Here is a 13,762-nt window from a genome sequence, read left to right as displayed (position 1 = left end):
AGCGAGATAGAAAGATATTAGCTTTAGAGGATCATTACTATAAAATTTTAAAAACAAAAAAAGCGAACAAGACAGAATTCTGATAATCAGAAAACTAATCTTGTCCGCTTTTTAACTTTATAGAAACTTTTGTCACAGATTCCTTATTTATCTATTTGCTAAAGCTTCAAAATCCTCTCCTGAAACTGGTCCTACCTCTACTTGGTTGGCATCCAAATCCTGACAAAGTTCCTTTGGAAGAACTTCTAAAAAGGCTTGGTAATCCAGTCTAGCTACTGCTTCATAGTCTTCAGGCTTAGAACCATCTCCAGAGATTTTTACCAAGTCAATCTCCCAGATAAGTTCCTTGCCAGCCAACTGCTCAACATAAGGCACAGGAACAACAGGACCCTTTGGCAAAATAGTCTTAACCCCCTGAGCCAGATGATAGATGCCGTGAATCTTACCCTCACCATCTGGATAGAATTTGGCGCTGGCAGGATAAGCATCTGACTCTTGAACCTTTTTGACTAATGCTTCAAAACGTGCCAAGCCATCTTCTTCTAGGAAACTTTCTAAGTCCTTCTTATCAAAGTAAATAGTTGATAGAATTCCTTGACAGAAGACCAAATGAGCATCCTTATCAGCTAGATAGTTTTTAACAGTTTCTTGGAAATAGTCTTCCAAATCAAAGTCTGACAAACCTTCAACAGATTCACCAACCTTGCTAGACAAGGCTTGCAAGAGAGCTTCTACAATCACCCAGTCAGCTCTTGTAATTAAGTCAGGAACGATCACTTGATAGCCTTTTTGAGCATCTACATAACGAACTTTAAAGAGAAATTGAGATTTGCCTATGATTCCACACTCGATATACTCAAGGCGATTGAGGGGTTGACGAAGATAGACAGCATCATAACTATGTGACTCTAAGCCATCTACTAGGGCCAAGACTGACTTAGCTGTTAAAATCTCCTGTTGTCCTAAAATACTTTGTTTATTTGGAATAAAAAATGTTTTCACCATAAATGGTCTCCTTTGAAATCGTTTACATATAGTATACACCATTTTCCTGAAAGATGCAGAAACAAATTTAAGATTTTTTAGTCAAAAGCATAGAAAAACAGCCCGTCAGGACTGTCCTACTTTTATACAACTTCAGAATGATCCAAGTTCTCACCAATCGCTGCTAATCGCTCGATGACTTGATCTTGTGTCAATTCATGTTCCAAAACATAGCGATTACGTGGGTGAACACGGCACTCGTGCGAGCAGCCACGAAGGTATTTATCTTCGTTGTCTTCTGATGCCAAGATACGACGGTTACAAAATGGATTTCCACAGTTGACATAGCGTTCACATGGTGTTCCATCAAACCAATCCTTCCCTACAATGGTTGGATTGACATGGTTGACATCGACTGCGATACGCTCGTCAAAGACATACATTTTTCCATCCCAAAGTTCGCCTTGAACTTCTGGATCTTTTCCGTAAGTCGCAATTCCTCCATGCAATTGACCGACATCTTTGTAACCTTCACGTACCATCCAACCTGAGAATTTCTCACAGCGGACTCCACCTGTACAGTAAACAACGACACGTTTATCCATGAATTTTTCTTTGTTATCACGGACCCATTGTGGTAATTCACGGAAGTTGCGGATATCTGGACGAATAGCCCCACGGAAGTGACCAAGATCGTACTCGTAATCGTTACGTGTGTCAAGGACCACTGTATCTTCGTCTAGGAGAGCTTCTTTGAATTCTTTTGGAGACAAGTAAGCACCTGTTGTTTCAAGAGGATTGATGTCGCTATCAAAGTTCTCATCCTCTAAACCAAGGTGGACGATTTCCTTTTTGTAGCGAACAAACATCTTCTTGAAGGCTTGCTCACTTTCTTCGTCAATCTTGAACCAGAGGTCTTCCATACCTGGAAGGCTGTGAACGTAGTCCATGTATTTTTGCGTTGTTTCGTAGTCTCCAGAAACGGTTCCGTTGATCCCTTCGTCTGCGACTAGGATACGGCCCTTGAGCCCGATAGACTTACAGAAAGCCAAGTGGTCTGAAGCAAATTGTTCCGCGTTTTCGATTGGAACATATTTATAATAAAGTAAAACTCGAATATCTTTTGACATAAGATTGATTCTCTTTTCTAAGATTAAATTATCAGAATTTTTCATTCAACTATACCAGTATACTCCCCCAAGAAAGCGAATGCAATTTATTTGACTGAAAATTGAAAACAAGACCATTTTCAGATCTTGTTTTAACTAAATATTCGGTGAAGAAAGGTTAACAAAAATGGTAAGGTAGCTACGATATTATTAATCACATGGACTGCATAGCTAGGATAGATACTCTTGGTATAACGAGTTAATCCAGCACAACATACTCCAAATGTCGAAAAAACAAGAATATCTAAGAAATTTGGAAAGCTAGAAAAATGAGGAAGAGCAAACAAAACCGAAGGAAGAATCAGGTCAAGTCCAAGCTTCGAATCTTTAAAGAAGGCGTGTTGGAACAAACCCCTATAAATCAACTCTTCCATCAGAGGACCTAGGAAAAATAAGGTCAGGTAGAGACCCAACTCGGCAAAATTTGTCTCACTATAGCCGATTAGTACAGCCCAGCCCTCAGAGGTTGACTGTACATGTCTTGCCGTTTGAAAATTAAAAGATATGCAAAGTACAGTTACGAAAACCGTCAAAACTGTATACCATAGCCATTTTTTCTTTGGAATAACAAAAAGGTAGCCATATCCTGCCTTGGCTAAAATCCATATCATGAAGCCAATAAAGACAAGACTGATAAGATTTTTAATCCAGAAAAAATTGCCAATCTGAGAAGAAAATTGCCGGTAATTTTGAACCACCAGTGTTAGCTGAGAGAGTCCATATACGAAAAATAAGTAAGATAAGATTGCACTGATTTTAAAGAGTAGATGGTATTTTTTCATATGTCTGTATCCAATGTTATATGTAAGAGCAAATATCTAGATAGAGATACATATAATTATATGCAATTACCCTAAAAAGAATCACCACCTCATCTGGAAAAACCAGACAAGGCAGTGATCGCTCTTTTTAGGAATGAATACACGAAATCAATTGTTCTTAAGATTTTTTGTTTTTCAAGAATTCGTCGTATTGTTTTTGCATTTCATCCAATACTTTTTGGTAAGCACCTTCAGATTTAAGTTTTTCCATCAATTCTGGAATAGCTTTTTCTGGGTCTACAGTACCAGTGTTGATAGCTGTATCGAATTGTTGCATAGTGTTAGTGATAGCTGAGATTTCAGATTTCACGTTGTCAGTGTTAAAGATGAATCCAAGCGCTGGAGATTCTTTTGCAGTTTCCAAGTCTTTCTTAGATTGTGCAATTTGTTCATCTGTAACGTTTTCGTTGATGTAAAGGATCCAGTTGTTACCAGTGTTCCATCCTGACATGTGAGTGTTCCCTTTGTATCCATCAAGGACTTTAACACGGTTTTCTTTACCTGCTACTTTTTCCCAGTTCTTGCCTTCTGGTCCATAAACAAGTCCGTTCAAGAGTTCTGGGTTAGTGTTCAAGAGGTTCAACACTTCCATTGCTTTTTCTTTGTTCTTAGAGTTGTTTGAGATTACAAAGTTAGCAACTTGAGTTGTTTGGTTTTTCTTGATGAAGTTAGTAAATGGTTTGATTTGGATGTCTCTGTTAGCAACACGAGAAAGCAAGCTGCTACCGTAGTCAGCTGGTCCTACTGTTTCTTCACGAACAAGCCAAGTATCTTGAGTAAGGTCATATGTAGTTTCGCTTGTTGCTACGTCTTTTGGAATGTATCCTGCTTCATAGTATTTGTGAAGAGTCTTCAAGTGTTCTACGAAACGAGGAACTTCGTAACGGTTTACGATCTTAGTAGTGTCGCCTTCAAGGTCGATAACGAATGGAAGACCATTTGCAACTGGGTAGTCAAAGTTTTCTGATGGAATAAAGTTTTTACCAACAGCAAATGGCATTACATCTGGAGCTTTTTCTTTGATTTGTTTCAATACTGATTCAAGTGTTTCGTATGAAGTTACACCTGAGATATCGATTCCATATTTTTCAAGAAGTGGGCCGTTGAAGGCAAAGTTTTGTGAAGATGCAACGTTGGCTGCAACTGGTACAGAATAGATCTTACCGTTTACAGTGTTACCTTTGATGTAAGCTGGGTCAAGTGCTTTGTAAAGGTCAGCTCCTTCTTTCTTGTACAATTCTGTCAAGTCAGCATAAGCACCTTTTTGAGCGTTTACAACATAGTTATCTGCAAAGGCGATATCATAGTTTTCACCTGATGAAGTGATAACTGACATTTTCTTGCTGTAGTCACCCCAACCAAGGTATTGGATATCCAATTTAGCGCCAACTTTTTCTCCGATGATTTTGTTTGCATTTTCTAGCAATTCATCCAAGTTATCTGGTTTGTCACCGATTTGATACATTTTGATAACAGTCTTATCACCTGATGATGATGATTCAGCAGCTTTTTGGTTGTTTCCTTTAAGGTTTCCACAAGCTGCAAGGCTAGCAGCTAAAGCGACAAGGCTAGCAGATGCAAAAGCATATTTTTTCCAGTTTTTCATTATAAAAACTCCTTTTTTTATTTTTAAAGTTATTAACAAAATTAGATTCTTGATTTTCCTTTGCCAGAAAAATCAGAGTTAGAAAAGAAACATTGTTTCTTAAATATCCTTACTCTTTAACACCACCGATAGTCAAACCTTTTACAAAGTAGCGTTGGAAGAATGGGTAGAGGATCGCAATCGGAACAGTCGCAACTACGACCATAGCCATACGACCTGTTTCTTTTGGTAGGGCAACCGCAAGTTGTCCTGACATACCAACTGACTTAGCAATGTAATCCATGTTGTTTTGAATTTGCATAAGCAAATATTGCAACGGATACAAGTTATCACTCTTGATGTAAAGAAGGGCGTTAAACCAGTCATTCCAGAAGCCAAGCGCTGTCAATAGTGTGATCGTTGCGATACCTGGTAATGACAGTGGCAAACAGATTTGGAAGAAGATACGAGCTTCACTAGCTCCATCGATACGAGCTGATTCGAGGATTGCTTCCGGGATGGTTTTCTTGAAGAAAGAACGCATCAACATGATGTTAAATGGTGATAGAAGCATTGGAACAATCAAGGCCCAAATGGTATCACCAAGGTGAAGCAATTGTGTCACTACGATATAGCCTGGTACCAAACCAGCGTTGAACAACATACTAAGAAGAGCGAAGATTGTAAAGAATTTACGATACTTAAATGTTGAACGTGAGATGGCATAAGCGTAAGTTGTCGTGATAAAGACGTTTGTCAATGTACCGACAACTGTCACAAACACTGAGATAAAGAGTGCTTGTAAAATCTTATCTTTGAACTGAGCCAAAAACTCAAAACCATCTAAGCCAAACTGTGATGGGAAGAAGCTATATCCATATTGAACGATACTCTTCTCATCTGTAACTGAGATAATGATGACAAAGATGAAAGGCAAGATACAAGAGAAGGCCAGCAAACCAGAAATGATACTAAAGAAGATATCTGCTTTCTTGCTGAAGGAGTGTATGCCAACATTATCAATTTTTTCTTTTTGAATTTTTTTTGCCATATGCTCCTCCTTTCTAGAATAGTGCTGAGTTAGGATCAACACGTCTTGCAAGTAAGTTTGATAGAATAACCAGAATCAAACCGACGACTGACTGATAGAGACCGGCTGCTGATGCCATACCGATATCTGCTGTCTGAGTCAAACCGTTAAAGACGTAGACGTCCAATACGTTTGTTACGCTATAGAGCTGACCAGCGTTGTGAGGGATTTGGTAGAAGAGACCGAAGTCTGCACGGAAGATGTTTCCGACTGCAAGGATGGTCAATACTGTCACAAGTGGTGTTAACTGAGGGATGGTTACGTTGCGGATACGTTGCCATTTGCTAGCACCGTCCACTGTTGCTGCTTCGTAGTAGGTTGGATCAATACCCATGATTGTTGCATAGTACATAACACTACTGTATCCAAAGCCTTTCCAAATTCCTAGGAAGAGGAGAAGATAAGGCCAGATACTGATGTCAGCGTAGAAGTTAATCCCCTTCATGCCAAGAGCTTCTAAGGTGTGGTTAATAAGCCCTTTATCGATATTTAGGAAAGCATCTGTAAAGAAACTGATGATAACCCAAGATAGGAAGTAAGGGAATAACATAGATGTTTGGTAGATTTTAACCATTTGCTTAGAGCGAAGTTCACTAAGGATAATAGCGATACCAACTGACACGATCAAACCGATAAAGATAAATCCAAGGTTGTAAAGGACAGTGTTTCGAGTGATGACAAAGGCATCTTTGGAACTAAACAAGAATTTAAAGTTATCTAGTCCGACCCATTTACTATTTATAATACTGTGAACGAATCCTTCACCAGTCATATGGTAGTCTTTGAAGGCAACCACATTTCCAAATACTGGGATGTAGAAGAATAAAATCAACCATAATGTCCCTGGTAAAACCATTAAGAGAAAAATCCAATTATCTCTCAAAGTTTTTGAAAACTTGTTCATAATTTCCTCCCTTTTTATTTTTCTAAAACTTGATAATCTCACAATTTTTAGATTTGATAACGTTTACAAAAATAGTATACTCTTATTTTAAGGATAGTTTAAACTACTAATTATAGAAAAAACTCCACAAATTATTTTATGTGGAGAACTTTTTTATATAAGAATAGGTTTCACGAGAAACTTTCTTCCTGAATAGAGTTTTTCTAGGTTGTATAAATAGTCGAAGCTGTCGCAATAGTATGCCACTGGTTGGCTGTCGTTGCTGCGAAGTCCTTATCTGCGTAGAAGTCAGTAAATGGAAGAATTTCGACTTCTAATTCTTCGATGCGGTCAATTTGACCAGCCAAATAAGCCTCGATACGGCTTTCTGCTCGCTTAATTCGCTGCAAGAGCCCACCCATACGAATATCTACTGTATCCAAGCCAAAGACCTTGTTTTCTTTCAACCATTGCTGGCTAAAGAGCTTGTGGAAGTTTTCAATCTGGCTTCTGAGTTTTGGCAGTTCTTCTCTAGCGATTTGTTGCAAGCTGTCTTTATCATCCTCTTGATAAGCCTCACGAATGCGTCGTCCTACATCCACTTTACTGCTTAAAATAGCATTCAACTGGGCCTGAGTCTCAAAGAGATAGGCATAGTTCCCAGCTTTCTCTTTAATGTCAGAGAGAGTTTTAGCTGCTTGGGCAAAGTGAGGCTTGTCCTGTTCAGGAGTCATGTGCTTATCAAGAATTGGGCAAAGAACATCCTGATAAAAGACATAGCGGTTGGGGTTGATCCCGCTGAGATTACGTGGTAGGTCTGGTAAGAGGTTGGCAAGATCAAGTTGCATAAAGTCCTCAACTGATAGACCTGTATTAGTCTTGAAGTGATCTGACAAACGCTCTAAATCATTGCGATAGCTGAGTTCTGCCCAGATTTGTAAGCTCGGTAGGATCGAGAATTGGGCAGTTTCCCCACCATTGTCCCCCCAACCTGTCACGATGACTTCTTTGATCTGATTGGCACGGCAGGCTTTGTTTGCTTCAAGAGCAATGAGACGACTGAAATGGTTATGAGGGGTGAAACCAATCCACTTCCAAGCACCACCTGCAAAGGCGATATCCTGACTAATCTTGTGGTGATTACCGAAGTTACGGTTGTATTTTTCTTCGCTATCCTGATAATAATCCCAGTAAACCAAGGTCACACGGTCTTTTAGACGGTCTAGGTAAACGCGCGTTTCCTCTGGAATTTCCACATCACGGTCGTACTGGCCATCTGCTGACATGAGTTTGAAGAACATATCGCTCCACATCTGGCAGTGGAAACCATACTTGTCTGCAATATCCAGCACGCGCTCCAAATGTTGGCACATGAGGAGGCTACGGTCCACAACACCGTTTAAGATGAGATAGCGTCCCAAACCAACCAAGTGAGCTTCGTCCATGCCGATATTGACCTTGCGTGTTTGTAGCTTAGACAAAGTCGCAAACATTCCGTCAATCAAATCATAAACCTTTTCTTCACCGATGAGGAGAATGTCCTCTACATCACGAAGTTGCTGCACTTCTTTGACACCCCATTTGACAAAGGCTGATAAGTGAGCCAAGGTCTGGATGCATGGGACAAAAGTCATATCAAACTGATGAGCGTAGGCTTCAATTTCCTGTAACTCTTCAGCTGAGTATGCTCCACGGAAATAACCAAAGTAAGGTTGTCCCTCGATTTGATAAGTGTCTTCCATGTAGAGCTCAAAGGTTGAATAACCCATGAGAGCCAAGACTTCAATCATCTGTTTGGCAGATGCGACATTGAGCACGGCATTGCGCGAACAGTCCGCCATATAGGCTAAATCTTCATAGGCCGCCTGCTCTTCAATCTCTACCTTGTCCCCTTCTGCTAAAGCTGTTGCGAGCACAGACAAGGCACGGTAGAGTTGATGAGGTTTACGGTAGGTCAATTGATAGTGGCCACCCTCACCCTTGATAGAAATAGAAGCTTGGTCAGACTGAGCGACTGCCACTTCTACATCTGGTAGAGAAATGTGATTTTTTAATATTTCGATAGTTTGGACTTGTTTGGGACTAAGTCCTGTAAATCTTACCATTGGTTTTCCTCCTGTAACCAGTTGACAAGGGCACCGTAGAGATTAGCATCTGCGTGATAAGTGCAAGCTTGAATGACTGGAGCAATTGTATATTCTTCATATCTTTCCACAAAGGAGTCTACTGCTTTGTGCACACCCTTGATAAAATCAGGGTTCTGACTGATAGAGCCACCTAGGCTAATCACATCTGGGTCGATGAGATACTGGATATTGAGTAGCCCTTGAGCTAGATTACGATTCATACGCTCAATGGCTTCTTGGCAAAGGGCATTTCCTGCCGCAGCCTCTTGGTACACCTTGCGGCCATCCCAGTCAGATTGACCTGATTTTTCAATGACGTAACGAACCATATTTCCTGTTGATGCTAGTTGCGACCAGTTGTTGAGTTTTTCTGCTGGTTCGATGGTGGTCATGTAGCCAAACTCACCGCCCAAACCATGGCGACCACGGTGTAGCTTGCCATTGATAATCATAGCGCCACCGATTCCTGTCCCAATCACGACACAGGCTGCATTTTCAATCTCAGGATGAGCTAGCAGTTCACTAAGTCCAACACAGTTGGCATCATTTTCTAGATGGACAGGAAGCTTGTGATGAGCAAGCGCCTCATACCATGAAAAACCATGAATGTATGGAATAGCACTGATTCCCTCAATCACACCTGTTTCTTGATTAACGGCTCCTGGAACGCTCATAGCAATCCCACGATAGTCACGTTCTGACAAACGTTGGTCCACCCAAGCTAGCAACTCTTCCAGAGTCTCTGGAGTTGGTGTGCTAGCCTTATCTAAAATCTTTCCATCAGGAGTTAGACTGGCAAACTTAATTCCAGTCCCTCCAATATCAATGGTTGCAAGGGTCATGGCTTTCACCTGTAAAAAGGAGCGAATCAGCAGTTGGTTCTTACTTTTTCGCTCCTCCTTTCTGTTTATGTTTTCTTGTTGAAATTAAATTTCTTCTTTTTGAATGAATTCTGTACGAATTTCCTGTGATGCCAATAGTCCTGAATGAACTGGATATGGGCGTTCTAGCAAATCAAGAATAGTTTGTTGTTTTTCAGACACGCGGACATTTTCTTGACTCATATTGTAGTAACGAAGGACGTATCCTTCTTCATTTTCAGCAACTTTAAAGGCTGTTGGGCAGACTTGTGGCAAGTTCAGTGCTGCATGGTTGAAGAGACTACCTGTTGCAGCAACGCTACCTTCTTGTTTTGCAACTTGAAGAGCTGTAAATGGCACCTGGAAGGCTTTTGCACGACGGAAGGCTGAGAAGCGTTCCCCTGCTTGATGGCATTCTACTGCAAACTCAACTTCAATATCGCGCAAGCACTGGGCTTCTGGTGTTGGGAAGTAGCCCCAGTCACCTAGCTCACCTGAAGCACGGAGAAGGGTTACAGCCATGGTATCGTCCTCAAGGATTTCGTATTCGTGCAATCCTTTATTGGCTACTGTCACCCCTTTAACATCATCATACAAGCTGACAAAGGCTTGTTGGTGTTGTGGATTTTCAGGATTTTCCCAAGAAGCTGCTGGTTTATTTGGTCTTGTTACAACTTCATAGATGCTTTCAGAATCGTTACTTGGGCGTGTGTTATGAGTTTTGACCAAGAGACGAATGCGGTGGTCTTTGGCTGTATTGGTAAAGCGAGTCTTGAAGCGAATCTGTGGATTGTCCACAAAGACTGTCATCTCAGTTTCAAGAGGAATGGTTGTCAACTCTTCTGAACGACCTGCATCTCGTTTCATGAACTCGATGATACCTCTTTGCTCCGCATCCAATTTTTCATCTGCACTGACTGGAATGGTCAAGTCATGTTTGAGCAAAACCTTAGCATAGCGAGCATTGTTTTCTAAGACTTCATAACCTTTCAGTTGAGCGTAGATTGGCTCAGTTCCTTTCGGCTGGAAGTAAATGTACTCGTTACCGATATCTCCACGATCCTCAAATTGGATAAAGTCTTCGTAAGCTTCGTTTGTAGTCTTGTCGTAAACTGTAATTCCTTCATCTACACTCACAGTTACGAATGGTGTATCAATGACTCCATTTTGGTAAATACCATCACGGTGATTTACTTGACCTTCAACCAATTGGAAGCTTGTCCAAGAAAGCGGAGCAAGGTGGACTGGGATTGTCACGCGCACTTGACGTGCAATATATGGTTGGCGGAATTTATCCTTAGGTAAAGTATAACCAAAACTTGCTCCCAAGTCTTCAATCTTGGCTTCAAGGACATGGCCATCCAAATCTTCAATATGGTAGTCTGGCAAGGTCACAGCTGCCATCTTCTTGTAGCCTTCTGTTGGATGCAATTCTTTGAAATCACAAGTCACAACATCCACTACAACACTGACTGTATCAACCTTGTCATTTAAAGCTGTGTTGACAACGGTAAAGAGGTGATCACTTTGCGCTTCGTGAGTTGCTATTTTATGTTTCCACTCATTGAGAAGGTTACTCTTAACAAAATTCCCGACTTGATTAACCTTTGCAAAACGAGTTTCCATTTCACGGTGAACTTCGTCAATACTGCATCCACAGATACTATCATGTGGTGCATTTTGCAAAAGCACTTTCCAAGCATAGGTTAATTGATCCTTGTGGTTATGTCCACCAGTGATGATGGTCAAAGGTTCTACTACTTGCTCCAACAAATTGCTGTTTTCTTGGAAGGCTTGTTTGAGATAAATACGTGAAGAAGAGGTGTTAGCAAGAGTGTACCAACCATCTGTTTCTTGGCTAGTCAACTCACCTGTAACTGTTGATAGGTGTTCAGGAAGTGCACTTTCCACTGCTTGAACGTATTCATCAAAGGAGCTGTGAATAAAGGTCACGTCTGGGAAGAGTTCATTGGCCACACGAATAGCTTCACTAATATTTCTCTGTACTGGTTGGTGGTCACAACCATTCATCATCAACCATTGGTTAGTAGAAGCATAGTCACGTACGTCTGCCAATTTTTGTTTCCAGAAAGCCAAAGCTTCATCTTTATCCACTGGAATTTCGTTCCCGTTACTGTACCAGTTAGCAAAGAGAATACCAAGCACACGGCTACCATCAGCTCCCTGCCAGTACATTTCTGAAAATTGAGAGGTGAACTGCTCATCTTCAAGGACTTGGTTGTCAAATCCGATTGGCTTCACACCACGACCAAAGGCTGCTACGTGGATACCCGATTTTTGAAGGATTTGAGGTGCTTGCCCCATATTTCCAAAGGTATCTGGGAAGTAACCAATTTGAGTAGATTTGCCCCATTTGGCACATTCAGCTTGGCCAATCAAAGTATTGCGGACGTTAGCTTCGCTGGAGATCAAATAATCATCCTGCAAGATATAGAATGGACCAATCTTAAGCTTGCCTTCGTCGATATAGCGCTGCACCTTGTCGCGGTTTTCAGGGTGAATTTCTAAATAGTCATCAAGGACAATGGTTTGTCCATCCAAGTGGAAACTCTTGAATTCAGGGTCATTTTCAAAAAGATCAAACAGATTGTCAAAAAGTTCCACCAATTGCATACGGTGACTTTCAAACGGTAAATACCACTCACGATCCCAGTGGCTGTGAGAGATGATATGTACAACAACATTTTCCATGAGTAAAACCTCATTCTAACTTAAATTTTTAATGTTTTAAATATAAACTTGTAATTCTAACAAGAATCAGTGAAGCTAAAGCGTGCTCCTTATACTCAATGAAAATCAAAGAGCAAACTAGGAAGCTAGCCGCAGGCTGCTCAAAGCACTGCTTTGAGGTTGTGGATAAACTGACGAAGTCAGTAACCATACCTACGGCAAGGCGAAGCTGACGTGGTTTAAATTTGATTTTCGAAGAGTATTAGCGAATATCCAAGTAATCCAAAACCAATTCGCAGAACATCATGTTGGCCCATGAGAACCATTCGCGTGAGTAGAGGGTCGGATCATCTACGTGGAAGCTTTCGTGCATCACACCTGTTCCACCATCGCAGGCAACGAGCTGATCCAGCAAGAATTTTTTCTCAGCTTTATCGGTAGCTGTCAATCCTTGGATAGAAAGGGCAATCGGCCAGATATAGCGGTAGAAGGTATGTGAACTTCCGAGTCCACTTGCGTACTCTCCTTGGTAGAAGTATGGATTTTCAGGACTCAGAATGGTGCGACGAGTGGCTTGATAAACTTCGTCATTGACATCACAGTAACCCAGATATGGAGCAGCTAACAAACTTGGCACGTTAGGGTCGTCCATGATGCTAGCATTTCCTAAACCATCTATTTCAAAGGCGTAAATCTTTTCACCCTTGCTGTTAGTGGTGTAGGCGTAGTTTTCGATCCCTTCTTGAATCTCAGTTTGGAGACGTTTGGCATCAGCAATAATACTTTCGCTATCTACTAGATTTAATTCTGCAAAGATTTCCTGGACATAACCCAAGACAACCACTGCAAACATATTGGAAGGAATCAAGTAGCTATACTGACAGCAGTCATCACTTGGACGAAAGGCTGACCAGGTCATCCCTGTCACAGCAAAGTCTGGCCCAAAGCCGTCATTTACCAAGGTATCTTCCTTACGATCAGTATCACGGACGAAGCGATAAGGCGAATTCTTATGATCTTGTTCCACCGTCCAGAGATGAAGGATTTCCTTAGTCGCTGTAACAAAGGTTTCATCAAATTGACTAGTTTCTCCAGTTTCTTTCCAGAGAAGATAAGCCAACTGCAAAGGGTAGCAAAGCGAATCCACTTCATACTTACGCTCCCAAATCCAGCCATTGAGGTCTGTATGGTCTGTCTCGTGGTGCCCCTTCCAGTTCTCTTCAATGTTGAAGGAGTTGGCATAGGGATCTTTGAGAATCAAGGTCATCTGTCGTTTGACCAACCCAGCAATGGTTTGACGTAAACGAGGATCTCTTTTAGCCACATGGAGGTAAGGTCTCAGCTGAGCAGTTGAGTCACGAAGCCACATAGCTGGGATATCGCCTGTCAGTACAAAAGTTGAGCCGTCTTCCAAGATTTCAACTGTATTGTCTAAAGTGTCTGTATAGCAACGTTCAAAAATATCTACCCATTCAGGATGATCTTTAGCACGCTCTGCTACCTCATCTAGCCACTCTCTAACAATTTCTTTTGAATAAACCATAAACTATTTT

10 protein-coding genes are annotated in these 13,762 nt (G+C 41.1%); all 10 read right to left on the bottom strand.

Annotated elements, in window-relative coordinates; all coding sequences use genetic code 11:
• Positions 1 to 147: 147 nt before the first annotated feature.
• Positions 148 to 1,005, bottom strand: a complete 858-nt coding sequence (locus AB2B50_RS06015) for a DUF4299 family protein (protein ID WP_320692733.1) — start codon at positions 1,003 to 1,005, stop codon at positions 148 to 150.
• A gap of 122 nt (positions 1,006 to 1,127) precedes the next feature.
• Positions 1,128 to 2,114 carry an oxygen-dependent tRNA uridine(34) hydroxylase TrhO gene (trhO, locus tag AB2B50_RS06010; RefSeq protein ID WP_320692732.1) on the bottom strand — a complete coding sequence of 329 codons (987 nt, stop codon included), beginning with the start codon at positions 2,112 to 2,114 and terminating at the stop codon, positions 1,128 to 1,130.
• A 131-nt stretch (positions 2,115 to 2,245) separates the two neighbouring features.
• Complete coding sequence (locus tag AB2B50_RS06005; protein WP_320692731.1) at positions 2,246 to 2,935, bottom strand: CPBP family intramembrane glutamic endopeptidase; 690 nt, start codon at positions 2,933 to 2,935, stop codon at positions 2,246 to 2,248.
• A 157-nt stretch (positions 2,936 to 3,092) separates the two neighbouring features.
• Positions 3,093 to 4,580, bottom strand: a complete 1,488-nt coding sequence (locus tag AB2B50_RS06000) for an ABC transporter substrate-binding protein (RefSeq protein WP_320692730.1) — start codon at positions 4,578 to 4,580, stop codon at positions 3,093 to 3,095.
• 109 nt (positions 4,581 to 4,689) lie between these two features.
• Positions 4,690 to 5,610 (bottom strand): carbohydrate ABC transporter permease, encoded by a 921-nt coding sequence (locus AB2B50_RS05995; RefSeq protein ID WP_006149055.1) that lies wholly within the window; start codon positions 5,608 to 5,610, stop codon positions 4,690 to 4,692.
• A 13-nt stretch (positions 5,611 to 5,623) separates the two neighbouring features.
• Positions 5,624 to 6,553, bottom strand: coding sequence for an ABC transporter permease (locus tag AB2B50_RS05990; protein ID WP_049530327.1), 930 nt, complete (start codon positions 6,551 to 6,553; stop codon positions 5,624 to 5,626).
• 203 nt (positions 6,554 to 6,756) lie between these two features.
• Positions 6,757 to 8,637: a beta-N-acetylhexosaminidase gene (locus AB2B50_RS05985; RefSeq protein ID WP_320692729.1), complete on the bottom strand. Its 1,881-nt coding sequence runs from the start codon at positions 8,635 to 8,637 to the stop codon at positions 6,757 to 6,759.
• On the bottom strand, positions 8,631 to 9,500 hold the full coding sequence (locus tag AB2B50_RS05980) for an ROK family protein (protein WP_320692728.1): 870 nt from the start codon (positions 9,498 to 9,500) through the stop codon (positions 8,631 to 8,633). Before AB2B50_RS05980 ends, AB2B50_RS05985 begins: the two co-directional genes overlap by 7 nt.
• An 84-nt stretch (positions 9,501 to 9,584) precedes the next feature.
• The gene (locus AB2B50_RS05975; RefSeq protein ID WP_320692727.1) at positions 9,585 to 12,230 is read right to left on the bottom strand and encodes an alpha-mannosidase; all 2,646 of its coding nucleotides are present in this window, start codon (positions 12,228 to 12,230) and stop codon (positions 9,585 to 9,587) included.
• A 241-nt stretch (positions 12,231 to 12,471) separates the two neighbouring features.
• On the bottom strand, positions 12,472 to 13,752 hold the full coding sequence (locus AB2B50_RS05970; protein WP_320692726.1) for a glycoside hydrolase family 125 protein: 1,281 nt from the start codon (positions 13,750 to 13,752) through the stop codon (positions 12,472 to 12,474).
• Positions 13,753 to 13,762 lie beyond the last annotated feature (10 nt).

This window comes from Streptococcus fermentans (assembly GCF_040888305.1).
GTDB classification, from domain to species: Bacteria; Bacillota; Bacilli; order Lactobacillales; family Streptococcaceae; genus Streptococcus; species Streptococcus fermentans.
The sequence above is the reverse complement of the archived record's forward strand: the minus strand, read 5'-3'. Positions and strand labels throughout refer to the sequence as shown.